Here is a 24,053-nt window from a genome sequence, read left to right as displayed (position 1 = left end):
GCGATCCCCAGTTGTCTTAGAGGGGAGCGTTCATGAACCACAATTCCGGATTCACAGGCTCTCCGCCTTCTCTTACCTCTATATAAAGCGTCTCAGAGAGGTCCACGCCAGTCCCTTGGGCCGCATTTTCGATGAAGTCATCGAGATCGGGGGCCGCGCCGCCCATGAGGCCCACGGCCGTGCCCGCTGTGATGACTGTGCCCGGTTCACCATAAACCTCGTCGAGCCCCGCGAGAACGAGCAATACGTCATTTCCGGGCTCAAGGATGATCACGTTTCCGTAGTCGAGGAAGGGTCCCTTGTATCGAACCGTCGCGGGCCACGGTGTCGTCACGAGCGACATCGGACGCGTTGCCCAGACCCAACCCGGTCGCGAAACGCCTGCGGCATCGGCCTCAGTGTACCCACGAAGGAGCTTTCCGCTCACGGGCAGGGTCCATGATCCTTTCGCCTCGGACAGATCGGGGAGCGGCGCGATCCCGTCCACAATGTCCATAACCGCGAGTCCAGACGCGAAAGAAGAGAGCGTCTCGGAACTATCAATAAGTGTCTGCAACCGCGCCGGATCCATTGTGAACCGCTCCGGGAGATTTGTGCGTTCCGACATTGCCTGCGAAAGCTCGGTGCGCGCGTTTTGCACATCCTGAAGCCCGCGTGAGAGGGTTTCCAGAGACTCGTTCTGTAGTTCCCGCAGGATTTGCACTTCTTCGAGGCGGATGCGTAAATCTTCGACCTCGGCCTGCATCGACGGGGTGATGTCGGACATCAACATTCCCGCGCGGGCATGACCGAGCGGCCCCTGTGGGTGAACGAGTGCCTCCGGCGAAGCATCAGGTTTCATGCTGATCAGGACGCCGAGCAATTGTGCGAACTCGCCACTCTCATCGTCGAACTCGCGCGCCAACTCGCTCTCACGGAGGGAAACCTGACGAAGCCCCGCGCGCATGGCCTCAAGCCCGTCCTCATAGGCACGGACCACACCGGTTAGAGCCCTGACCCGATTGGTCGCGGATTCGGCCGCCTCCAATTGCGCGTGGGCGGCATCAAACTGTTCCAACGCCGCGCGCGCCAAGGAGGCCGGACTCTCTGCCTGCGCCCATGCGGACGCGGCGGACAGAGTCAACGCGACGATTGCAACGAGGTGCCTCATGTGATGATCAGGCTCTCGCCAGTCATTTCTTCAGGCTGCGGGAGACCCATCAGTTCGAGGATCGACGGCGCCACATCCGCGAGGCGCCCGCCGTCACGCAGTTTCGCGCCGTCAGGTCCGCCAAAGAGGATCACCGGCACAGGGTTCGTGGTGTGCGCGGTGTGCGGCCCGCCGGTTTCCGGATCAACCATCGTTTCGCAGTTGCCGTGATCCGCGATCACCAACATCGCACCGCCGACTTTCTCAAGCTCTGCAACCACTTTCCCGAGACCATCGTCGACGGCCTCGCAGGCCGCCATCGCAGCTTCCAAGATGCCCGTGTGCCCCACCATATCCGGATTCGCAAAGTTGGTGACGATGAGATCATAGCCCTCATCAATCGCCCAAACGAACTTCTCGGCCACTTCCGGTTCGCTCATTTCCGGCTGCAGATCATAGGTCGCAACCTTCGGCGACAGTGGCATAAAGCGGTCTTCGCCCTCTTCCGGCGTTTCCTTGCCGCCGTTGAGGAAGAAGGTCACGTGCGGATACTTTTCCGTTTCGGCGAGGCGGAATTGTTTGAGCCCATGCTTCGCGACCCATTCGCCGAGCGTGTTGACGATCACGCGCTTCGGGTAAGCGGTGCTCATATAGGCGTTGTGCTGATCAGAATACTCGACCATCCCGAGCAGCGCGCTGTAGGTCGGGCGCGGGCCGGTGTCGAATTCGGAAAAGTCCGGCTCACCAATCGCGCGCAGAATTTCACGCGCACGGTCGGCGCGGAAATTGTTACAAAAGAACCCGTCGCCGTCCTTGATGCCAGTGTAGCCATCGATCACGGTCGCTTTGATGAACTCGTCCACATCGCCGCGCTCGTAGGAGGCGGTGACAGCGGAAACGGCATCGGACGCGGTCTCAATACCGTCGGCTTTCACGATGGCATCATAGGCTTGGGACACGCGCTCCCAACGATTGTCACGGTCCATGGCGTAATAGCGCCCGATGACAGTGCCGACGGTCGCTTTCTCGGGAAGACGGGCAACGAAATCCGCCATGAACTTGTCTGCCGACTGCGGGGCCACGTCGCGCCCGTCCGAAATCGCGTGGATAACGACGGGGACACCCTGCGACGTGATCGCTTTGGCCGCCGCAAGAGTGTGCTCGATATGACCGTGCACACCACCGTCCGAGATAACGCCCATCAAATGCGCCGTGCCACCCGCTGCTTTCACGTCAGCAGCAAATTTGACGATCGCCTCGTTTTCAAAGAAGGAGCCGTCCTCAATCGCAAGGTCAATCTGACCCAAATCCATGGCCACGACCCGACCCGCACCAATATTGGTGTGACCAACTTCGGAGTTGCCCATCTGTCCAGTCGGTAGACCAACATCAGGGCCGAAGGTGGTCAGGGTGCTGTTCGGGCATTCCGCCATCAAACGGTCCATCGTCGGAGTGTTGGCGAGAACCGGTGCGTTGGCTTCGGGCGTCGGGCCGATCCCCCAACCATCGAGAATACAAAGAACGACGGGTTTCGGTGCGGCCATGACGGGCTCCCTTCAGGACAGAGCAAAACAATCGCTCCCTATCTAGCGCGCCGCTAGGGTCAGGTGAACCGCTTTGCTCTTCTTCTTGGCAAAAATACTCTTCTCAGACCCGATGATAGGGCGAACCGGCCAAAATCGAGGCGGCGCGATACAGCTGCTCTGTGAGCATCGCGCGCACGAGCATGTGGGGCCAGACCATTTTGCCGAGCGAGATTGAGAAATCGGCTTTGGCACGAAGTGACGGATCAATGCCGTCTGCGCCGCCGATGACAAAGGTTACATCCGATCTCCCCGCGTCTCGCCAATTGGCGAGTTTGTCGGCAAATTCCGGTGAACTGAGCAGCTGCCCGCGCTCGTCCATCGTCACAATCACCGCACCATTGGGGATCGCACGTTCGAGCAGGGCCGCCTCCGCAGGCATGCCGCCGCCCTTTTTGTCTTCGACTTCAGAGAGCGTCAGAGGGCCGAGGCCCAGTGCGCGCCCGGTGCGGTCGAACCGGGTGGTGTAATCTGATATGAGCGCCGCTTCAGGGCCGCCACGAAGACGACCCACAGCGCAAATCTGGACGCGCATCAGCTTTGAGTGACTTTACCTGCGAGGGCGTCTTTGGCCTCTTCGGCAGACATCCACATCTTTTCAAGCTGATAGAATTCGCGCACTTCCGGACGGAAGATGTGAACGATCACGTCGCCGGTATCCATCAGCACCCAGTCACCCTGACTCTGGCCTTCGAGACGAGACAGCAGCCCGTAATCGCGTTTCAGCGTGTCGGACAGTTTCTCAGCCATGGCAGTCACCTGACGTGTGGAACGTCCGGAACAAATCACCATGTAATCGGCCACCTCCGACTTGCCTTGCAGGTCGATGGTTACGATGTCTTCGGCTTTATCTTGGTCAAGTGTGTGGGTGATGAAATCCAGAAGTTTCCGGCCTTCCATCGGTTCCGGGATGGCTCCAGTCATGCGCATCTCCGGCTGAGCAGCTTCTGTTGCTGCGCTTTGTACGTGAGACAGGACATAGTCCTCCTTCATTGCTCGCCGTCTTTCCCCGACGCTGGGATATGCCTAATTTAGCATTTCGTTGTCGAAATCTCAACGTTCCTAGGTCTTTGAACCTCCTCCGTCAATCAAGTGCCTTTGTTGTAAGCGTTGAACCGTCCAGAACACGTACTTCGCGCTGCGGGAACGGGATCGAAATGTCGTTCGCCTGAAATGCGTCCCAAAGGGCCAGATAGACATTTCCGCGGACGTTGGTCAGGCCTCCGGTTGGGTCCGTGATCCAGAAGCGGAGGATATAATCGACGGAACTGTCACCGAATCCGACGATATGACAAACGGGTGCTCGGGTGCTCAGAACGCGGTCGACGGACGAGGCGGCTTCAATCGCGATTTTACGCACCTTGTGGGGGTCGTCGTTGTAAGAGGTGCCGAAATAGATATCGAGGCGCACGAAGTCGTTGGTGTGTGACCAGTTCACAACCTGTCCGGTGATCAGGTCTTCGTTCGGGATCAGGTATTCCTTGCCGTCGCGTGTTGTGATCGAGGCGTAGCGCGCGCCGAGTGTGTTGATCCACCCGAAGGTCTCGCCGAGGGAGATAACGTCGCCCGGCTTGATCGACTTGTCCAAGAGGATGATCACGCCGGAAACGAGGTTCGACACGACTTTCTGTAGACCAAAACCGAGGCCGACACCGATGGCACCCGAGAGAACTGCTAGGCCGGTGAGGTCGAACCCGACAGCTTTCAATCCGATAAAGAACGCCGCGCCGTATAGAGAGAGTTGAACGCCCTTGATGATCAACTCGCGCATGGAGGGCGAAATATCCTCATTCTGCCGAATTCGGGTCGATGTTTGTCCCGCGGTGAGGCGCGCAAAGGTGAACAAAAGCCCTGTCACGACGAGGGCCTTGAGGACCGCGAGGGCAGACAGACGGAAACTGCCGAAGGTGATCGCTATTGAGTCGAGGAACTCCGCCGCCGTCTCAATCCCGCCGAAAAAGTAGAGCGTGACATAGGCCCAAAGACCCCAGCGGACGATGCGTCTGAGGGCGCGATTGCGGACAAGCTGGACCACGAACTCCACCCCGATCCACGCAGACACCACCCGCGCAAGGATCGCTATCAGGTAGGACCGCGAGGGCCATGTGACCTGTTGCATGAACTGATAGACGGACCAGAGCAGGGCAGCCCAGATGATCAAAGAGAGGCGTTTTTCGACCGCGAGAAGGGCGCGCAATTGCCATTTCGGGCGCCCTTCGAGCGTCCGCATCCACTCGCGCATCCGCCCGCTCAGGTGGCGGCCGATGACAACAGAGATAACGAGTGCGAGTGCCGAGATGCCGATCTGGTACAGGTTCCAGCGTCTTAGAAGCCCTTGAAGGAACGCCAGGACGTCATTGCCGGTTTGGCTCAGGAGCTCAGATATCTGTGTCGGGTCCACGCGTTTCTCCCCATGTCTGCACCCAGCTTTACATGAGGTAGGTCACCGAGCAAGCGAAGCGAGACCCCGCCACAGTGTGCAACTCTCTTGCGAGACTCGTCGGCACGCTATATGTGAGCGCCATGGAACGTATGTTTGAAATTGCCGATCGGGCCTGGCTGCCCTGGCGCTTCCACGGGGCAATGCGCTCAGTTCTCGCCCGACTTTGATGTCCGGACGCGCTTTTGGCGTGCGAAAACGCCATGTCTGATTCCATTTCCATGAACATCCACGGGAGAGCGAAATGACCGCCCCGAAGACACTCTATGATAAAATCTGGGACGCACACGTCGCCCATGAACAAGAAGACGGCACCTGCCTGCTCTACATCGACCGCCATCTGGTCCACGAAGTGACCTCTCCGCAGGCCTTCGAAGGTCTGCGTATGGCTGGCCGTAAAGTGCGCGCGCCGGAAAAAACCATCGCCGTGCCGGACCACAACGTTCCGACCACTCTTGACCGCGTGTCCGGCGTCATCGCCAACGAGGAATCCCGCATTCAGGTCGAAGCCCTCGACAAGAACGCGAAGGAGTTCGGTGTGAACTACTATCCGGTGTCTGACGTCCGTCAGGGCATCGTGCACATCGTTGGCCCAGAACAGGGCTGGACCCTTCCTGGCATGACTGTCGTGTGCGGCGACAGCCACACCGCGACCCACGGCGCTTTCGGCGCTCTGGCCCACGGCATCGGCACCTCCGAGGTTGAGCACGTTCTGGCAACCCAGACGCTCATCCAGAAGAAGTCCAAGAACATGAAAGTCGAGATCACCGGCAAACTACGCCCGGGTGTGACCGCAAAGGACATCACGCTCGCTGTAATCGGTGAAACCGGCACCGCAGGCGGCACCGGCTACGTCATCGAGTATTGCGGTGAAGCGATCCGCGATCTGTCGATGGAAGGCCGTATGACCGTCTGTAACATGGCGATCGAAGGCGGCGCACGCGCTGGTCTCATCGCTCCGGACGAAACCACGTTTGAGTATGTCAAAGGTCGCCCGCACGCTCCGAAAGGCGCCCAGTTCGAAGCCGCTCTCGCATGGTGGAAAACCCTCTACACCGACGAAGGCGCTCACTTCGATAAAGTCGTGACGCTCAAAGGCGAAGAGATCGAGCCGGTTGTGACCTGGGGCACCTCTCCGGAAGACGTTCTGCCGATTTCTGCTGTTGTTCCGGATCCGGAAAGCTTCAAAGGTGGTAAAGTCGAGGCTGCAAAGCGCGCTATCGAGTACATGGGCCTGAAAGCCGGTCAGAAACTGACCGATATCGAAATCGACACCGTGTTCATCGGCTCCTGCACCAACGGCCGTATCGAAGACCTCCGCGCAGCCGCTGAGATCCTCAAAGGCAAGAAGATCAAAGACGGTGTGCGTGCCATGGTCGTTCCGGGCTCCGGTCTCGTCCGTGCTCAGGCAGAAGAGGAAGGCCTCGCTGACATCTTCCAAGAAGCCGGGTTCGAATGGCGTCTGGCTGGTTGCTCCATGTGTCTCGCGATGAACCCCGACCAGCTGGCCGAGGGTGAGCGTTGTGCATCGACGTCCAACCGTAACTTCGAGGGTCGCCAAGGCTACAAAGGCCGCACGCACCTCGTGTCCCCGGCCATGGCCGCTGCTGCCGCACTGACCGGCAAGCTCACGGACGTACGGGAATTGATCTGATGTATGAAGCCCAGAAATCTCCTCCACCGGGTGTCGAAGTCAAAAAGGCGAAGATCGGCACAGCCTGGATTGGGCGTGGTCTGAGTTGGCTCGAAGAGTTGATGCTGGATTCCTTCGTGGCAACAGGCCACGAAGTTGTCCTTTTCTCAGATGTACCGTCTAATTTTACGCCGCGCGAGGGAGTTGAATTTCTGGATATGCGTGAGGTGTTCGACTTCACAGTTGAACAACGCGAGCGCATGCCTGCGGCATCGTTTGTCGACATTTTCCGGCTCAATATGATTGCCAAGAGCGATTATTGTTGGATCGACAGCGACACGATTTCGACAGGCGAATTGACGACGTGGAACGACTACCTGCTCGTCAAGAGCTTCATGGACGAACAGAGTGGGCAGATAAGCAATGGCTTCTTGAGTCTGCCTCGGACTTCTGCGGCGTTAAATCAGATGTTGGAAGAGATATCTTCGGGTGACATGGACTATAATTGGCTGCGTCCGCGTGTTCGTAACGCCTTAATGGATATGCCAAAAGAGGACCGTTTCATCGAAGCGGCACGCCTGCGCAGGCAGGTGTATGGGCCTGCTTATGTAACTTCACGCCTCATGGCAAATAATGAGTTGGAACTCCTTAGACCAAAAGACCTGCTCGATCCTGTCCCTTGGGATTTGACCGACCTGTTCTTTGATCCAAAAGGTGGCGCTTACGCATGGTTTGCTGATGAAACAGTCGGTGTTCATGTCGCTCTCTCTCAGATCCGGCCGAGACATATACACAAAGGGCCCGCCGAGGGCTCTTTCCTTCACAACATTCGCAAAAATATTCAAGAGGTTCAGTAAAATGGACAAGTTCGGAAAACTGCACGGTATCGCGGCCCCAATGCCGCTCGTGAACATCGACACGGATATGATCATCCCAAAGGTGTTCCTCAAAACGATCAAGCGCTCTGGCCTTGGTGTAAACCTGTTTGATGAGATGCGGTATGACCGCCAGGGCAACGAAATCCCAGATTTTGTCCTGAACAAACCGCAGTATCGCGATGCGCAAATCCTCGTGGCGGGCGACAACTTCGGTTGTGGTTCCTCCCGTGAGCACGCACCGTGGGCCATCGCGGACTTCGGCATCAAATGCGTGATCTCCACGTCCTTCGCCGATATCTTCTACAACAACTGCTTCAAGAACGGCATCCTGCCGATCGTCATGCCGCAGGACGTTGTGGACGTGCTCATGGCCGACGCCGAAAAAGGCTCCAACGCCCGTATGACCGTCGATCTGGAAAATCAGGTTGTCACGACGTCTGAAGGTCAGGAATTCCCATTCGAAGTCGACGCCTTCAAAAAGCACTGCCTGCTCGAAGGTCTCGATGACATCGGTCTGACCATGGCGAATGTTGAAGACATTGATGCCTATGAGGCGAAAATGTCCCAAGAACGTCCTTGGATCTAATTCTCGCGTGAGAAACCAAAAAGAAACGGCGGCCTCTCGGGGCCGCCGTTTTGCATTTTGGATGTTGGCTCACTGACAGGACTGAAGGTCCATCTCCGGCACATTATCCCCATGAATGAGATTGGCCTCTGTCATGCCCAGAATGACCTCCAGCGGCACGTTGGGCGCACGCTCTATGAGGTGAAGCCCATCGTCCTCCGGTTTGATCACGCAGAGCTCAGTCACGATGAGATCGACGCGCCGCTGTGATGTGAGCGGCAGGGTGCATTCCCGCACGATCTTCGCGGCGCCTTTGGCTGTGTGCTGCATCGCGATGATCACTTTCTTCGCCCCCGTCACGAGGTCCATCGCTCCGCCCATGCCTGGGGTGTAATGGCCGGGGATCATCCAGTTTGCGAGATGGCCCGCTTCGTCCACCTGCAATGCGCCAAGGACGGTGAGATCGAGGTGTCCGCCCCGAATGAGGCCAAAGGAAAATGCCGAGTCGATGGTTGACGCCCCCGGCACGAATGAAACAAAGCGACCGCCTGCATCGGTGAGGTGGCGGTCAGTCATCCCTTCCGGTGGGCGGTGCCCCATGCCAACGGCACCATTTTCGGCCTGAAAGAAGACGCCGAGGCTTTCGTCCAGATAGTCGGACACGAGTGTCGGAATGCCGATCCCGAGGTTCACCAGTGTGCGGGGTTTGATTTCCTGGGCAACACGGCGGGCAATGAGTTCTTTGGGGTCCATGGTATTGCCTCCTTAAGCCGCTTTCTTGATGACGTAATCGACGAGAACACCGGGCGTTTTCACGAGGTCCGGCGGGATCATTCCAACGGGAACAATCTCTTCGGGTTCGCAGATCACCTTGTCTCCGGCGAGCGCCATGATCGGATTAAAGTTCGTCGCCGTCAGCATGTAAGCGAGGTTGCCCACATAATCGCAACTCCGAGCCGCGATGAGCGCGAAGTCGGCTCTGAGTGGCGTTTCGAGGAGATATTCTTTGCCATCGACTTCGACGATCTCTTTGCCTTCTGCGATCTTCGTTCCGACCCCTGTCGGGGTCAAAATTCCGCCAAGCCCCACTCCCGCAGCGCGAATGCGTTCGACAAAGGTGCCCTGTGGTGTTAGTTCGACCTCAAGTTCGCCCGCAGCATATTGCGCCTGAACGATTGTATTGAGGCCCATATGGCTGCAGATCAATTTGCGCACACACTTTGCGGCAAAGAGCGGGCCTGGCCCGGTCGTGTCGCGGGCTGTATCGTTTGAAATCAGCGTGAGGTCTCTTTTTCCAGCATCTGCCAGCGCATGCACAATCTTGTCAGGCACACCCACGCCCATAAAACCGGAGAGCATCACCGTTGCGCCGTCCGGAATCAGGTCGACAGATTCTTCAATCGAGATGGCCAGTTCCATGACAGTGTCCTTTCCATTGGTGTCGGCGCGACTTCATCACGACTCGTGCTGTGCGACTATGCTCTGCATCAAACTAACCACAAATGTTGTGCAGGAATCGTAGAGGCGCTGATCTCCTTTCGGTTCGAGAGGATCTGTTCGTTCCTGATCTGGTCAAAGCGGGCGCACAGGTCAGATATGGTGCAAAACCGCACCGTATTGACGATGAAGTCGGTCAATCTTAGAGGGTATCTGGAAGTATTCCTTGCCCCAGAAGGCGAAAATAGGCAAATCTGGGGCGAGAACATGGCAAATCGCCATCAAGGCGAATGCGGATTCGAACGCATGAGCGGCAGTGAATCGTTCATGATCTAGGAGAGGGAATTGGGCAGTGATCCAGCGCTTCGTTAGTGCTTTTGTCCGTGCGATTCTGGTCGTGGTGATGATCTCCACGCCAACTGTGTTACTTCCGAATACAACAAGTGATGCTGCGCAGGTTGTTGCGCTCGTTGCACTCTTTGCTGCGTCGCTCACATTTTTTGAATACGTCTCGTCCTATCCGGGGCTGGTCGAGTTCAGAGACGCTCCGCCGTTCAATCGCGTGCGCTTTCTCGCCCTGCTGATCACGATCTTCCTGCTAACCCTGATTTTGCGCGGAAACGAGACCCCGACCGTTGCGACTGAATTTGTCACGGCTGTTGGAGCCCTCATCGGCTACGCGCTCGACTTCCCGTATTCGCCTGTGCGCCTGATGATCAATGCTTTGCCTTATGGGGCCTCTCTTGAAGAGATTGAACTGATGCGAGAGGCGGCGGGTATGAGCTATCTGATTTCGCTCATTTCGCTTTCGGTGTTCCTGATCGTGCTCAAGATCGGACAGTGGCCGGGGCGGTCCGGGTCATTCAATGTTTGGATCAACCTCCCGACCTTTGATCCGACCGCAGGTGGCGATGTTGTTGATCGTCTGAAACGTGATGCCCGAGTGAACGTCATTATCGGTTTGGTGCTGCCCTTTGTGACACCTGCGATCCTGAGTTCCGCCTCGACCCTCTTCGGCGGGATCTCGGTCGCAAACGACCAGTCACTGATCTGGATTGTCGCGGCTTGGGCCTTCTTGCCCTCGTCTCTCTTCATGCGCGGGATCGCTATGGGCCGCGTTGCAGAGATGATCGCGCGAAAGCGCCGTCAGGTTTACGCGAACGTCGATCTCGACCGCGCGACGGCGTGATCCTCAGAGCAGTCCTATTCTTTCTTATCCCGTTTGGTGCGTATGCGGAGCCACTTCGCGTCGCCACATGGCATGTGGATTTATCACGGGACGGGCCCGGGGTGTTGCTTCGCGAGCTGCTTTCTAAAGATGACGCTGAAATTCACGCTGTGGCGGAGTGGATTGAAACAACCTCGCCCGACGTACTTCTGCTGACTCGATTTGACACCGACATGGACGGTCACGCGGCCCGAGCCTTCGCGGCGACGCTGGGCTATCCATATGTTTTCTCGCGTTGGGGAAACTCCGGGATGGAAACGCGCCGTGATCTCGACAAGGACGGTCGCACGGGGGAGCCGGAAGATGCGCAGTCTTATGGTCATTTCAGAGGGCAGGGGGGGATGGTTTTGCTCTCGCGGCTCCGGATCCTTCTGGATGACGTCAGAGATTTTTCCGAGATGCTCTGGCGTGATCTGCCAGCTAACAACATTCCTGCGGATTACTTTGATGAGGACGACCTAAGTGTTCTGCGCCTATCCTCCACAGGACACTGGGATGTGCCGATCCAATGGGGCGGGCATGAGGTCCACCTCCTGATGTATGCGGCTACGAGCCCGGTGTTCGACGGGGCGGAAGATCGCAACGGACGCCGGAATGCCGACGAGACGCGGTTTTGGTCGCTTTATCTCGACGGTGCGTTGGACAGTGTGCCACCTGATCCGGTCATCCTGCTCGGAAACAGCAATCTCGATCCGGTCGACGGAGAAGGGCAGCACGAGGTGATGAAGGCACTCTTGGCCAACCCGCGCCTTCAGGACCCGAAACCCTCCTCTTCACACGGGCTGGAGAATGCCAATCCGGAGCACGCCGGAGACCCCTCCCTAGACACGGCTGATTGGTCCGATCCGATCCCGGGGAATCTGAGGGTCAACTACGTCCTGCCGTCCTCTGATCTCACGGTAGTGGATTCCGGTGTGGAATGGGCCGAAACCGATCCGCAGCATGGCCTTGTCTGGGTTGATATCGCTCCCATTCCTTGACGGCGGGGCAAGCAGTCGTTACCCCGCTTCCAACCTTAAGAAAACAAGGACTCGACGCGACATGAGCACGCCCTCTCTTCTCATTCTCCCCGGTGACGGTATTGGCCCTGAAGTGATGGCCGAAGTCGTCAAAATCATCGACTGGTATGGCGCGAAACGCGACCTCAAGTTCGATGTGTCGATGGACCTCGTCGGTGGCGCTGCCTACGACGTGCACGGTGTGCCGCTTTCCGATGAGACCATGGCGAGAGCCCAAGAGGTGGATGCGGTTCTTCTCGGTGCCGTTGGTGGTCCGAAATATGACGTGCTCGACTTCTCCGTGAAGCCGGAGCGTGGCCTCCTGCGCCTTCGCAAAGAGATGGACCTCTTCGCGAACCTGCGTCCGGCTCAGTGCTTTGACGCGCTCGCAGACTTCTCCTCGCTCAAGAAAGACGTGGTCGCAGGTCTCGACATCATGATCGTGCGCGAACTGACCTCCGGCATCTACTTCGGTGAGCCGCGCGGCATCATCAAAGAAGGCAACGAACGCGTGGGCATCAACACCCAGCGTTACACCGAGAGCGAGATCGCTCGCGTTGCCCGTTCCGCATTCGAGTTGGCCCGCAAGCGCGGCAACAAAGTCTGCTCGATGGAAAAAGCCAACGTGATGGAATCCGGCATTCTGTGGCGCGACGTTGTCACCGAGATTCACGAAGCCGAATATCCGGATGTGGAACTGTCCCACATGTATGCTGACGCAGGTGCGATGCAGCTCTGCCGCTGGCCCAAACAGTTCGACGTGATCGTGACCGACAACCTCTTCGGTGACCTTCTGTCCGACGCTGCTGCTATGCTCACCGGCTCCCTCGGCATGCTGCCGTCTGCGTCCCTCGGTGCGCCGATGGAGAACGGCCGTCCGAAAGCCATGTATGAGCCGGTCCACGGGTCTGCTCCGGACATCGCTGGTCAGGGCAAAGCCAACCCGATCGCCTGTATCCTCAGCTTCGCAATGGCGCTGCGCTACTCCTTCAATGAAGGCGACGAAGCAACACGTCTCGAGTCCGCAATCGAGAAGGTTCTGGCCGACGGCGTTCGCACCGCTGACCTGCTTGCGGGCGAGGGTGTCACGCCTGTATCCACCTCTGAAATGGGTGATGCGATCATCGCGGCTCTCGACGCGTCGCTCTAAGACGCCACAGATCCAAATTACAAAGGGCGCCTCAGTCGGGGCGCCCTTTTTGCGTCAGTCGAAAAGATCAAAAACGTCTTCAGCGATATCAAAGAGTCGATGCGCTGTGCTTTTCCGCTTCTTCTGCTTCTTTTTCTTGCTGAGCTTTGGTTGAGAGGCTTTTTTCGGCTTCTTCCCTTTAACTCTGAAAGAATCCTCTACATGGACCTTATGGAGTGCCTTCATACGCGACAGCGGTGCGCCGCATGCGGAACATTTGAGTTCGTGACGGGTTTCTCCACCGAGCGTCAGAACGGTCTTGGTGCCGCAATAGCAGCAGGTCGCGGATTTCTGAGTGCGATACATGGAACACATATGAGGACTGACTCTTTCCAGAACAAGAGAGTGATTGCCTCAGTCGAAAAGCCTTCCTTAACCTGAGAGCGCAAACATTACGCGGATAGACTCATGAATATCACCGGTGCCTTTTACGCCTTGGCCGCATTCGCGGTCTTCTCGACCCATGACGTCGTGATCAAGTTTCTCGGCGGCTCCTACACGCCGTTTCAGATCATCTTCTTCTCGACGCTATTCTCATTTCCGCTCGTGATGTTCATGCTCATCAGAGACCGGACAGAGGGGCACCTGCGTCCTATTCACCCGTGGTGGAGCCTTTTTCGCACGATTGCAGCGATGATCAACACCGTCGCTGCTTTCTACGCCTTCTCTGTGCTGCCTCTCGCGCAGGTCTATGCGCTGATCTTCGCAACGCCGCTGGTCATTACGATCCTGTCGATCCCGATCTTGGGCGAGCGCGTCGGCTTTCACCGTTGGGCAGCGGTCCTGGTCGGTCTGGTCGGTGTGATCGTTGTGCTCAGACCGGGCGGCACAGAGTTCACGCTCGGACATATTGCAGCGCTCTCATGCGCTTTCTTTGGGGCCTTTGCCTCCATCGTCGTTCGAAAGGTGGGCCGCGAAGAGCGCACCGCAGTTCTTATGCTCTATCCGCTCATCGCAAACTTCATCGTCATGGGGGCTGCGATGGCGTTCTCCTATGAACCGCTGCCGTTGCTCGATCTTGGTGGTGTCGGCATGATTTCGCTCTTGGGCTTTACCGGTGGCGTCATCCTCATTCTCGCCTATCGCGCGTCTGAGGCAGCGATCGTTGCGCCGATGCAGTATTCCCAAATCATTTGGGCAACAATTTTCGGCTACTTCCTCTTCGGTGAAACGGTTGATGGACCGACGATCGCAGGGGCGGGGATCATCATTCTCTCAGGCCTCTACATCGTCTTCCGCGAATCGCGTGGCGGGCACTCGGAGAACACACCGGTTTTGCGGACGCGTTCTCGCGCGTCTTCGGCGGCGTCTTTCCGGATTTCGCCGTTTGTGCGTCGTGCGAAAGTCAAATAATCGCTTTCCCGAAAGCTCTTTTAAGGGTTTTCGGGAAAGGCTCATTTGTCTCTTGCAAATCGCGTTCGGTCGCTATATTCCGCCCGTCACGGTCGGAGCGTAGCTCAGCCTGGTAGAGCACTGTCTTCGGGAGGCAGGGGCCGGAGGTTCGAATCCTCTCGCTCCGACCAATTTCACAAAATCACAAACGGCGCGTTGCCTCGCGCACGGGTCAGTTACCCGTGAGCTGTGTGAGGCGTTCGTAATACGCGTCCAACTCTGGCGGACGTTCGACGCCGATCCGATCTGCCCAAGAAAGCAGATAGCCTGCGGCCGCGTCTGTAATTGTGAACGTCCCGAAGAGAAACTCTTTATCGCCGAGCTGATCGCTCAGACGTTGGAACCCGTCGGCAATGACCTCTTGCCCGTGCTTGCGCAACTCAGCTTTCGCGGCTTCGTCTCCAAGGAACTTCTGGGGCGCCATCGCAAACACGGACCCGCGCATATGGAGGCCGGACACGATGTGCTCTGTGAGTTCCATGACCCGTATTTCTGCGTCCAAGCCCTCGGGGAGCAAATTTGCCTCCGGAAATGACCGTGCGAGCCAATAGGCAATGACCGGAAATTCCGTGAGAACGGATCCATCTGGCAGCATGAGCGCAGGCACTTTGCCTTTCGGGTTGAGCGAGAGATAGGCGGGGTCGCGGTGGGCGCCCTTGGCCAGCTCAGTCACCACGAGTTCATAGGGCGCGCCGATTACGTCCAGCAGCATCTGAATGCCTTGAGAGCAGGAACCGGGAGAGTGGAAAAGTTTCATGGAAAGCCTCAATGAATGTTCTGTGTCCAACAGACGGGGCCAGTCTGCGAAGCAAAAGCGCAAGGCACAACAGGCTACCGTCCGCATGGTGGACAGACGGTTTTGCTGGGTTGAAAAACTGGGAGTTGCAGGGTGTTTTGTTCACAAAGGGGAACACATAATATGCCGCACACACCCACGATTGGACCGCTCTCAGACGAGGACTGGCCGGAAAAAGTCGCAGACTTGAAAAGCGGATTCGCCGGTGCGTTGAATGTCTATCGCACCATGGCGAACCACCCCGATCTGCTGCGGGCTTGGGCCCCTCTGCGCCAGCATGTCGTGAAGGATTCGGTGCTCGGGCTGGAAAACTCCGAGATCGTCATCCTGCGCACGGGTGTGCGTCTAGGGTCGTCCTACGAATGGGCGCATCACGTCTCCCGTGCTCGCGCATTGGGGATGGATGACGCGCGGATCAAAGCGGTGTTGTCGATGCCGGAGGGATCTGACGCTCTGCTCGTGCGTGCCGTGGATGCGATCATCGACAATCAAAAACTGCCTCAGGATTTAGAGCGTCAGTTGGCAGAGACGTTCGGACAGGAAGCTGTCTTTGATATCATAGCGACCGTCGGCTTCTACACTGTCCTTGGCACGATCCTCATGACCTATGATGTGCCCGTCGATGTAGAGATTGCTGCGGAGTTGGAGAAGAACCCGCTCTAGGTTTCAATCGGGCAAAGAGGTCGCAATACGCTCGGCAATTTCCAAGAGCGGTTCCCCGTATTCATCGAGAGCGCGCCCCGTGCTCATAGCGCTCTGAATCCAGATCAGAGAAATGCACCCGAGAACTGATCCGCCCGCTTTGATGGGCACGCCTAGGGATGCGGTCTCTTGGCGAAACTCTCCGCTATCTCGGACGGCAATGCCTCGGCTGCGGGTCTCGGTGATCAGGCGTGAAAGCCATCGCTCTTCGAGAAACGGTTGGTCGGCGTCATCATTCAAACGCCTCAAGTGATCGAGGATCAGCGTCCTTTCTTCCTCCGGACAAAACGCGATGTAGGCGCGCCCTGCGGAGGTGCGGAGCATGGGCAAGCGGAACCCCGTCATGCCGCGGTCAATCGACAGCGGAGACCGCCCGTGCGTCGTCTCCTGAATGACCATTGCCGCGTTGTTGTAGACGGTGAGATCGAGGGGCCAGACAACCCGTTTCGCATATTCGCCGAAAATCGGACCAGCCGCCTGCGTAATCTCGGACGTGAGCGCATAGCCATCGCCAAGAGCCGCGGCAAAGCGGGTCACGCGGACATAGTTTGATGTGGCGGAGAAGGCGACGTAACCAAGTTCTTCAAGCGTTTCGAGAAGCCGGTAGACGGTCGGACGCGGCAGGTCGAGGGCCTTGGCAATCTCGCCCGGGCGGGCCTCTCCGACTTTGTTCACATATCGCAAGATAGAAAGGCCCCGCGCGAGAGATCGCACGGAGCCTTGAGACGATTTCGACGTGGCTTGCGGGTTGGTCATGGGAGAACCATTTCACAAGCCATGTCGAAGCGCCAGTTCCGAAACTCAGACTTCGGCTTTCACAGGGTTGGACAGAACGCCGACACCGGTGACTTCAACTTCGCAGACATCGCCGTCCTTCATGAAGAGCGGCGGGTTGCGGCGTGCGCCAACACCACCCGGCGTGCCGGAGACGATCACGTCACCGGGCAGGAGCGGCAGGATGGTGGAGCAATAGGAGATCAGGCGCGGAACGGAGCACACGAGCATATCGAGCGTCGTATCCTGCACGGTTTCACCATTGAGACGCGTCATAAGGCGCATTTTGGTATGGTCTTCGATCTCGTCTGCGGTGGTCATCCACGGACCGAACGCGCCGGTGCCGGCAAAGGTTTTGCCCGGCATGAACTGGTGGGTGTGTTTCTGCCAGTCACGGACGGAGCCGTCGTTGTAGCAGGCGTAGCCCGCCACGTAGTCGAGCGCATCCTCTTCAGAGATACGGCGACCCTCTTTGCCGATGATCACGGCGACTTCGCCCTCGTAGTCGAACATGTCGGATTCGAGGGGTTTGATCAGCGCTTCGTTATGGCCGATCTGGGAGCCTTGGTAACGGGCGAACAGGACCGGGTTCGGGGTCTCTTCGCGGCCGGTTTCCTCAATGTGCGCATGATAGTTAAGACCAACGCAGATGATCTTGTCCGGGTTGGTGATGACCGGATCATGTGTCACGTCGTCGAATGCGTAATCCGCGTCTGCGGAAACGAATTTCTCCGCTGCAGCCATGTCCTCTGTTGCGAGGAAATCGCGCAGGGTTGGCGCGTCAAAGCGTTTGCCGAGATCGACGATACCGTTTTCGTTGACGAGGCCGTAGGAGGACACGCCGTCTTTGGTGAATGAGCAAAGTTTCATGGGTTAAGCCATTTCCGGTTGTTGCGTTTCGATAGGGTTCGGGAGAATGCGCGCGATCAGCGCCTCAAGCTCCTCTTTGGTGTCGGCCCCGCCGAGCGTATGACGGTCGGGGCGAAGAACGGTGGCGCGAGCGCCGAGGCGGGCGAGGTGGTCGGCTGCATTGGAATTGTCGGTCGTCACGAGGCCGGTGCCTTCCGGCAGTGATAGCCCCTCGGCGATTTCAGCCTCAGCCACGACGACGAACGCGTGCGGGAATACGTCGTCCATACGTGCGCCGTCCGACATGCGCGGCTGGCCAAACAGACGTCCGGCTCTTTCGCTGTCGTCGCCGAGGCCCGGCCCGATGGGCGGAGCAATGCTCTCCATCTTTGCGGAGCCATTGGCCGACGGCAGGGCTGCGCGCAGCGCCTCTTCGGTGCCGACGGTGTTGATCAGGCCACCAAGACGCACAGCGGTTTTGATGTATTCCGCTGCGTTGGGTTTGCGCTCGCTTTCATAGGTGTCGAGGAGCTTTTCAGCTTCTTCTCCCGTGACCAGACCTTTGCAGATCAGCGCGAGTTTCCAATAGAGGTTCACCACATCGCGGGTGCCTGCGCACATGCCCTGACCCATGAACGGTGGGGTCTGGTGACACGCGTCACCGGCGAGGATGAGACGCCCTTCGCGCCAGTCTTTCGCGACGAGCGAGTGGAAGGTGTAGACAGCCGTCCGCTCCATCTCGGCTTCTTCCGGTTTGATCCAGTCGGAGAGAAGCTCCCAAACGCGTTCGGGTTTCGCGATCTCATTGCTGTCCTCGTCGGGCAGAACCGTGATCTCCCAGCGGCGACGCATGCCCGGGGTGCGGACATAGGTCGCGGGACGCTCAGGCACACAATACTGGATCGAGTGGTCGCCGAGCTCCGGTTTGTCCTCATTGAGGATGAGGTCCACAACGAGCCAGCGCTCATGGAACCCGTAGTCGTCCATATCGCTTTCGATGTAACGACGGACCAGAGAGCGCGCGCCATCACAGCCCACCACGAATTTCGCGGTCACATGGTGCACTTTGCCCTTGGACATGTCTTCGTAACGAAGTTCGACCTGATCGCCCTGATCGTCGATGTTGAACACGTCACAACGGGTGCGGACGGTGACTTCCGAACGTTTGGCCATGTGTTCGCGCAGCAGTTCCTCGAGGTCGGGCTGGTGGAAGCGGTAGTTCGCGTTCCATGCTTGCGGACCTTCGCCCTGCGGTCGCGGCCAGTCGAGCAGCATCTTTCCGTCACGATCAACGAACTGCATGCCCGGATGGCGATGGGTCTTTGCCGCCATCTCGTCGGCAATCCCGATCCACTGGAAAGCCCGCATCACTTCGGCATCGAAATGCACCGCGCGCGGCAGGTGGTAATGTGCGCTCTCGCGTTCGAGGACGAGCGTTTTCAACCCGCATTGCCCGAGAAGGTGGGCGAGCGTGGCTCCCGCAGGACCATAGCCTACGATGGCGACGTCAAAATGCTCCATTTATGTTCTCCCTGCTGCGTTCTTTTTGGCGAGTTCGCCATAGAGCCATGGACACTCCGCGACAGGCGGGCTGCGGCGGCCACGTTCCGCGGCGTCCAAGCGCATGTCGCGCAGACGTTTGCGCCCGCCTTCTTCGGTCAGATAGAGGCGCTCGTGGCCCCAGAAACTCGGCCCGTCATGGGTCTGATGCGGTTCCCAAGTGTCCGGATCGATAAGACGTCCGCCCCAGCCGTTCTCGACGAAAAAGCCGGACGGTGAATGCGCGTAATAGGACGTCATGTAATCGTTGGTGTGCCGCCCGAGCGTGTAGGCCACGCGGCCCTCGTCCATCTGCGCGAGGTCATAGCCCTGACCCAGATCGTCGAGGTTCTGGAACTCGACCATGAAGTGGTGGAACCCGAGTTGACCGGACCCGACCATCGCGAAGGAGTGGTGGCGCTCATTGAGGTGGAAGAAGTAGAGGCCGTAGGGTTCGAGACCGTAATCGGACACGTGGAAATCCAGTAGGTCGCGATAGAATGGCATCATCACGTCGATGTCTTTGACGTGCAATACCGCGTGACCCATGCCCAGAGGACCCGTGTTAAACCCATCGATGGGACGGCCCGGAACGAACGGGTCAGAGGCGATCATCGGGTTGTAGAACAACTCGACGCGGTTTCCGCTCGGATCTTCGAACCAGATCAGGCCATCGACAAAACGGCGATCGCACAGCTCAGGGGAGCCGATACTGACCTTCACGCCAGCGGCATCGAGACGGCCTGCATACATCTGAAGATCGTCTTTTGCGGCGACCTCGAACCCGAGGAAGGCAAGGGTTTCGCCGGGCTCATCAGAGACCAGAAGCCGCTGCACCTTGTCATCCATGCGGAAGGCAACCGCCTTCCCGCCGCGGTCGATTTTCTGCATGCCGAGAAGCTTGCCGGCAAAGTCAGACCAGTCATCGAGCTTATCAGAGCGTACACCGAGATAGCCCAGAGCAATGATCGCCATGGTTGTCTCCATTCATTGAAATCGGAATGCCCCAATTTACTGCCGTGAGAGGCGAAACCGGAGGCGAGACCCCTGTCCGTCCGCGAGGCGGACAGGGGGGATGGCTTAGTGGCCCGCGACCTCGTGCGCCGTTGCCAGAGCGGCTTCGGCGGCAGCGGTGTCGGGTTGTTCGGAGACCCAAAGTTCTGGTGCGGATGCGAAGGCTTCGGCCCATGCGGCCATGCCAGCTTCATCCGGATCGACGAAGGTCACTTCACCGGCTTCGCGGAAAGCGGCTTCGATCTCTGCGTCGGTCTGGTCCACGACAGAGGCAATCCATTCGGCGGTCGCGCGACCGGACATTTCGTCGATCACGGCCTTGTCGGCATCAGAGAGACCGTCATAGGTCCGTTTGTTCATCAGGATGGACATCGGGGAGGACATGAAGCCCGTGGTCGAAATGTTCGGAGCCACTTCGTTGAGGCGGAAGGTGCGGTAGGCGTCCATCACCCAAACGGCACCAGACACGACGCCACGTTCGAGGTTTTCATAGACCTGAGGGGCCGGAATGCCGACGCCGGAGGCGCCTACCATGCCGAAGAGCTCGGAGCCGAACTTGGACGGCGAACGGAGTTTCAAACCGTCCAGATCAGCAGGGGTCTCCGCCGGAGCGTCGGTCATAAAGAAGCGGTAGGCGGGGGTCGTGAACACCGCGATGACTTTGTAGTCTTCGTATTCGCCGTCGAGCGCACCGTTTTCAGCGAGCGTGTTGAGGATGTTTGCCCCCGTCGCACCGCTGTCCACGAGGCCCGGAATTTCAACAACGCCTGTCAGCGGGAACAGGCCCGGGGTGTAGGTCGGGACCACGAGAGCGATGTCGGCGACGCCAGCTTTGACGAGTTCGGCCTGTGCCGGCGGTGCGCCGAGGATGGAACCCGGGTAGAGCTGGAGGCTCGTTTTGTCGGACAGTTTCGCGTTTACCTCGTCGATCCATGGCTGGAGGATCTTGGACGAGTAGAAGCCTTGGGCTGGCTCGAAAGACGAGACGCGCAGTTCGCGGGCTTCTGCGAGGGTGGTGAGGCTCGTCGTCATGGCGAGGGCCAGGGCGGCAGATTTCAGCAGTCGGTTGAACATGGTTTCCTCCCTTATGTTCTTAAAAGGCGTTGTAGGGGAGCCAGATCACCAACGCGGGGAGTGCGATGATGATGGCGACACGGATGAAGTCGGCGACGACGAACGGCGCGGCTCCCTTCCAGAGTTCTGTGAGTTGGACGTCGGGCTGGACGGTCTTGAGGACGAAGAGGTTCATGCCCACGGGCGGTGTGATGAGGCCCATTTCCACGACCATCACGGCGAAGATCCCGAACCAGACGAGGTCGATGCCAGCGGCCTGTGCAATCGGCACAAAGAGTGGCACGGTGAGCAGGAGCATGGCCAGCGAGTCCATGAGCGTGCCAAGCGCGAGGTAGATCGCGAGCATAAGCAGGATCACGAGAAGTGGCTGGTCAAGGATGCCGGAGAACATGCCGGTGAGAGAGAACGGCAGGCCGGAGAGCGCGAGAAAGAAGTTGAACAGGTTCGCACCGATGAGAACGAGATAGAGCGCGCCGCATGTCATAGCGGTGTCCATTAGGGCCGACAGCATTCCTTCAATCGTCAGGCGACGTGACAGGAAACCGTAGAGCAAGACCACGAATGCACCGATGGCTGCGGTTTCGTTCGCGGTGAAGACGCCAGAGTAGAGGCCGCCCATGATGAGGCCGAAAATCCCGACTGGAGGCAGCAACTCTTTGAGGGCGAGGCGGCGCTCGTCCGCATTGGCGCGCGCACGTTGCGGAGCGGTGGACCAGCCGAACCAGATCGGCACCCAGATTGCGAGGCAATAAAGCAGCACGGCGAGGAAGATCGGGCCTGCGGTCGCGAGCAGAAGGTCACGAATGGATTGCTCTGCGATGAAGGCATAGATCACGAGCACGGTGGACGGCGGGATGAGAATGCCGAGCGTGCCACCTGCGGCCACGGACCCTGCGGAGAGGGAGCGAGAATAGCCTGCCTCCTGCATTTCCGGCATCGCAATGCGGCCCATCGTGGCGGTGGTTGCGAGCGAGGAGCCTGAGATCATCCCGAACCCCGCAGAAGCGCCGATGGTTGCAAGGGCGAGACCGCCACGACGGTGGCCGATCAGAACGGACATCGACTGATAAAGCTTCGAAGATAGACCCGAACGCGCCGCAATATTGCCCATGAGCACAAAGAGCGGGAGCATCGTAAGCGTATAGTTGGTGAGGCTGTCCCAGACAGTTGTCGCGCCGATGGCCATGGCGCCGTCCATGCCGATGATCATGGCTGAGCCAATGATACCAACGAGGCCGAGCGCAACTGCCACAGGAATTTCGACGAAGATCATGAGAATGGCCGCAGCAAAGCCGAGACCGCCGAGGAGAAGTCCGCTCATTACCAATCCCTCTCATTGATGAATGCGTAGCGCAGTCCTGCGAGGGCGGCGGCAAAGCAGGCTGCCAGCGCGAGGGCGATGATCGCAATCAAAACAGGAATGGGGAGACCCAGATCGGCTGTGGTTTCCGGGGAGCCAATTTTCTCGAGTGCATTTTCGCCGACGATCCACAGGAGAAGGATCGCGAAGAGCGTCGAGGCGATGGCACCAACCAGACCCAACGGATAGGTGAACCGGTTTGGAGAAATCTCCGAGAGCAGCTTTGCGGTGACATGCGTCCGTTTTGCGTAGCAAACCGGCATAGACAATAGAGCGCCAAGACCGATGGAGAGAGAGGTCAACTCAATCGCGCCGGGGATGTTCTTGCTCGCGACCGCGCGGAGGGCCACATCGCCCACCGTCACACCTGTGCCGAAGAGAAAGCAGGCGCCCGCTCCGGCCAGAAATGTGGTGGACACAACTTTTTTGAGACGTTTCGAACTCATGCCGAAAGCGCCCTGATCAAGGCAGCCGAAATTCGAGTAGTGCTGTGCGTTTCCATGCGCTCCTCCCAACGCTTTTTTCGAGGAAGATAAGGAGCGATTTCGGCCGGAGACTATGTCGAAGCGCAATGCGTCCGCCAGGCGGACACCTTGCCATGCTCGATGTGAGGTTAAGAAATGGGCACGCTGCACCAAAAGAAACACCGGCGATGGGAGGTCGCCGGTGTCAGATCGTAATCGGTTTAACCGTTGGTTTTTAGATGCTGAATTCGCGCTGCTCTGTGGTGCGCTCCCACGGCATCATAGCACGTGCGGCCACCGACACGCCGTAGTTCAGCAGGGCTGCCAGACAGACAATCGCACACAGTGCGGCGAAGACTCCGGCCGTGTTGAAATCAGCTGCGGAGCTCGAAAGCAGGAAGCCGAGTCCTCGGTTCGAGGCCATCAATTCACCGACCACCGCACCGATCAGCGCGTAGGGGACGGAAATACGAAGGCCCGCGAAAACCCATGTGATGGCCGACGGAATGACCACCTTGGTGATCACGTGGCTTTCTTTGGCGCCCATGAGTTTGAGGATAGCGATCATCTCGCGGCTCACGCTTCGGACACCGGTGTAAGTGTTAAGAAAGACCAGAAAGAAACAGATCGTCGCGGTCAGTACGATCTTCATCTCCAGTCCGATCCCGAACCACAGGATGAACAATGGCGCGAGGGCCAGTTTTGGAAGGCTGTAGAACGCCATGATGAACGGATCGAGCACCTCAGCGAGGCCCTTGGCGCGCCCGAGCAGAAGACCGATGGAAATCCCGACAAAGGCACCGAGGAGGAAGCCTGCGAAGGCTTCGAATGCAGTGATCGCCGCGTGGTAGAACAGGTCTCCGCTGCCGATCCATTTGGCGAGCACGGCTGCGACTTTCGTTGGCTTCGAGACAAAGAACTCCTTGATCAAGACGCCGGAGGAAAATTGCCATACGAGAAGAATGCCGATCAGGATGGCGAGCCGGATAAGGATGAGTTTAGGTTTCAT

The 24,053-nt window shown here is 58.3% G+C and carries 24 protein-coding genes and 1 tRNA gene; 9 read left to right on the top strand and 16 right to left on the bottom strand.

Annotated features, from left to right (window positions below; genetic code table 11):
* Window positions 1-16 precede the first annotated feature (16 nt).
* The 5 genes from LA304_RS00845 to LA304_RS00825 all read right to left on the bottom strand — a co-directional run bounded on the left by LA304_RS00845 (window position 17) and on the right by LA304_RS00825 (window position 5,113).
* A complete protein-coding gene (locus LA304_RS00845) occupies window positions 17-1,150 on the bottom strand; it encodes a murein hydrolase activator EnvC family protein (protein ID WP_224501224.1) in 1,134 nt (377 codons plus the stop codon).
* Window positions 1,147-2,673: a 2,3-bisphosphoglycerate-independent phosphoglycerate mutase gene (gene gpmI, locus LA304_RS00840; protein ID WP_224501223.1), complete on the bottom strand. Its 1,527-nt coding sequence runs from the start codon at window positions 2,671-2,673 to the stop codon at window positions 1,147-1,149. The genes LA304_RS00845 and gpmI overlap by 4 nt, the downstream gene beginning before the upstream one ends.
* Before the next feature lie 103 nt (window positions 2,674-2,776).
* Window positions 2,777-3,247: a 23S rRNA (pseudouridine(1915)-N(3))-methyltransferase RlmH gene (gene rlmH / locus LA304_RS00835; RefSeq protein WP_224501222.1), complete on the bottom strand. Its 471-nt coding sequence runs from the start codon at window positions 3,245-3,247 to the stop codon at window positions 2,777-2,779.
* Window positions 3,247-3,636 (bottom strand): ribosome silencing factor, encoded by a 390-nt coding sequence (gene rsfS, locus LA304_RS00830; protein ID WP_224501221.1) that lies wholly within the window; start codon window positions 3,634-3,636, stop codon window positions 3,247-3,249. The genes rlmH and rsfS overlap by 1 nt, the downstream gene beginning before the upstream one ends.
* Before the next feature lie 160 nt (window positions 3,637-3,796).
* Complete coding sequence (locus tag LA304_RS00825; protein ID WP_224501220.1) at window positions 3,797-5,113, bottom strand: mechanosensitive ion channel family protein; 1,317 nt, start codon at window positions 5,111-5,113, stop codon at window positions 3,797-3,799.
* Between the two features lie 283 nt (window positions 5,114-5,396).
* Between LA304_RS00825 and leuC the strand changes: the two genes are divergently transcribed.
* The 3 genes from leuC to leuD are packed head-to-tail and all read left to right on the top strand — an operon-like array spanning window position 5,397 to window position 8,249.
* Window positions 5,397-6,806: a 3-isopropylmalate dehydratase large subunit gene (leuC, locus tag LA304_RS00820; protein ID WP_224501219.1), complete on the top strand. Its 1,410-nt coding sequence runs from the start codon at window positions 5,397-5,399 to the stop codon at window positions 6,804-6,806.
* Window positions 6,806-7,642, top strand: coding sequence for a hypothetical protein (locus tag LA304_RS00815; protein WP_224501218.1), 837 nt, complete (start codon window positions 6,806-6,808; stop codon window positions 7,640-7,642). The genes leuC and LA304_RS00815 overlap by 1 nt, the downstream gene beginning before the upstream one ends.
* Window position 7,643: 1 nt before the next feature.
* Window positions 7,644-8,249 carry a 3-isopropylmalate dehydratase small subunit gene (gene leuD / locus LA304_RS00810; RefSeq protein WP_224501217.1) on the top strand — a complete coding sequence of 202 codons (606 nt, stop codon included), beginning with the start codon at window positions 7,644-7,646 and terminating at the stop codon, window positions 8,247-8,249.
* Window positions 8,250-8,318: 69 nt separating this feature from the next.
* Here leuD and LA304_RS00805 read toward each other — a convergent pair whose 3' ends face one another.
* Together LA304_RS00805 and LA304_RS00800 are read right to left on the bottom strand one after the other, a co-directional pair.
* Window positions 8,319-8,981, bottom strand: coding sequence for a 3-oxoacid CoA-transferase subunit B (locus LA304_RS00805; protein WP_224501216.1), 663 nt, complete (start codon window positions 8,979-8,981; stop codon window positions 8,319-8,321).
* Window positions 8,982-8,993: 12 nt separating this feature from the next.
* Entirely contained in the window at window positions 8,994-9,647 is a 654-nt protein-coding gene (locus LA304_RS00800) for a CoA transferase subunit A (protein ID WP_224501215.1), read from the bottom strand.
* Between the two features lie 370 nt (window positions 9,648-10,017).
* Here LA304_RS00800 and LA304_RS00795 point away from each other — a divergent pair, with 370 nt between their 5' ends.
* The 5 genes from LA304_RS00795 to LA304_RS00775 all read left to right on the top strand — a co-directional run bounded on the left by LA304_RS00795 (window position 10,018) and on the right by LA304_RS00775 (window position 14,603).
* Complete coding sequence (locus tag LA304_RS00795) at window positions 10,018-10,854, top strand: hypothetical protein (protein WP_224501214.1); 837 nt, start codon at window positions 10,018-10,020, stop codon at window positions 10,852-10,854.
* On the top strand, window positions 10,851-11,873 hold the full coding sequence (locus LA304_RS00790; RefSeq protein ID WP_224501213.1) for an endonuclease/exonuclease/phosphatase family protein: 1,023 nt from the start codon (window positions 10,851-10,853) through the stop codon (window positions 11,871-11,873). The genes LA304_RS00795 and LA304_RS00790 overlap by 4 nt, the downstream gene beginning before the upstream one ends.
* A 61-nt stretch (window positions 11,874-11,934) precedes the next feature.
* Window positions 11,935-13,041 carry a 3-isopropylmalate dehydrogenase gene (gene leuB, locus LA304_RS00785; RefSeq protein WP_224501212.1) on the top strand — a complete coding sequence of 369 codons (1,107 nt, stop codon included), beginning with the start codon at window positions 11,935-11,937 and terminating at the stop codon, window positions 13,039-13,041.
* 447 nt (window positions 13,042-13,488) lie between these two features.
* Complete coding sequence (locus LA304_RS00780; RefSeq protein WP_224501211.1) at window positions 13,489-14,433, top strand: DMT family transporter; 945 nt, start codon at window positions 13,489-13,491, stop codon at window positions 14,431-14,433.
* A 93-nt stretch (window positions 14,434-14,526) separates the two neighbouring features.
* Window positions 14,527-14,603 (top strand) — tRNA-Pro (locus tag LA304_RS00775).
* Between the two features lie 41 nt (window positions 14,604-14,644).
* Here the strand turns inward: LA304_RS00775 and LA304_RS00770 are convergent.
* Window positions 14,645-15,229: a glutathione S-transferase family protein gene (locus LA304_RS00770; protein ID WP_224501210.1), complete on the bottom strand. Its 585-nt coding sequence runs from the start codon at window positions 15,227-15,229 to the stop codon at window positions 14,645-14,647.
* Between the two features lie 162 nt (window positions 15,230-15,391).
* Between LA304_RS00770 and LA304_RS00765 the strand changes: the two genes are divergently transcribed.
* The gene (locus tag LA304_RS00765) at window positions 15,392-15,931 is read left to right on the top strand and encodes a carboxymuconolactone decarboxylase family protein (RefSeq protein WP_224501209.1); all 540 of its coding nucleotides are present in this window, start codon (window positions 15,392-15,394) and stop codon (window positions 15,929-15,931) included.
* 3 nt (window positions 15,932-15,934) lie between these two features.
* Here the strand turns inward: LA304_RS00765 and LA304_RS00760 are convergent, their stop codons facing one another.
* The 8 genes from LA304_RS00760 to LA304_RS00725 all read right to left on the bottom strand — a co-directional run bounded on the left by LA304_RS00760 (window position 15,935) and on the right by LA304_RS00725 (window position 24,053).
* Window positions 15,935-16,726, bottom strand: a complete 792-nt coding sequence (locus tag LA304_RS00760; RefSeq protein WP_224501208.1) for a DNA-binding transcriptional regulator — start codon at window positions 16,724-16,726, stop codon at window positions 15,935-15,937.
* A 45-nt stretch (window positions 16,727-16,771) separates the two neighbouring features.
* Window positions 16,772-17,614 carry a fumarylacetoacetate hydrolase family protein gene (locus LA304_RS00755; protein WP_224501207.1) on the bottom strand — a complete coding sequence of 281 codons (843 nt, stop codon included), beginning with the start codon at window positions 17,612-17,614 and terminating at the stop codon, window positions 16,772-16,774.
* Between the two features lie 3 nt (window positions 17,615-17,617).
* On the bottom strand, window positions 17,618-19,114 hold the full coding sequence (gene mhpA, locus LA304_RS00750; protein WP_224501206.1) for a bifunctional 3-(3-hydroxy-phenyl)propionate/3-hydroxycinnamic acid hydroxylase MhpA: 1,497 nt from the start codon (window positions 19,112-19,114) through the stop codon (window positions 17,618-17,620).
* Window positions 19,115-20,107, bottom strand: a complete 993-nt coding sequence (locus LA304_RS00745; protein WP_224501205.1) for a VOC family protein — start codon at window positions 20,105-20,107, stop codon at window positions 19,115-19,117.
* 105 nt (window positions 20,108-20,212) lie between these two features.
* Window positions 20,213-21,220: a TRAP transporter substrate-binding protein gene (locus LA304_RS00740; protein ID WP_224501204.1), complete on the bottom strand. Its 1,008-nt coding sequence runs from the start codon at window positions 21,218-21,220 to the stop codon at window positions 20,213-20,215.
* Window positions 21,221-21,239: 19 nt separating this feature from the next.
* Complete coding sequence (locus tag LA304_RS00735) at window positions 21,240-22,541, bottom strand: TRAP transporter large permease (RefSeq protein ID WP_224501203.1); 1,302 nt, start codon at window positions 22,539-22,541, stop codon at window positions 21,240-21,242.
* A complete protein-coding gene (locus tag LA304_RS00730; RefSeq protein ID WP_224501202.1) occupies window positions 22,541-23,026 on the bottom strand; it encodes a TRAP transporter small permease in 486 nt (161 codons plus the stop codon). The genes LA304_RS00735 and LA304_RS00730 overlap by 1 nt, the downstream gene beginning before the upstream one ends.
* A gap of 253 nt (window positions 23,027-23,279) precedes the next feature.
* Window positions 23,280-24,053: an ABC transporter permease gene (locus tag LA304_RS00725; protein ID WP_224501201.1), complete on the bottom strand. Its 774-nt coding sequence runs from the start codon at window positions 24,051-24,053 to the stop codon at window positions 23,280-23,282.

This window comes from Celeribacter litoreus (genome assembly GCF_020165855.1).
GTDB classification, from domain to species: domain Bacteria; phylum Pseudomonadota; class Alphaproteobacteria; order Rhodobacterales; family Rhodobacteraceae; genus Celeribacter; species Celeribacter litoreus.
Note: the sequence above shows the minus strand (reverse complement) of the source record. Positions and strands in the feature narration are given on the sequence as shown.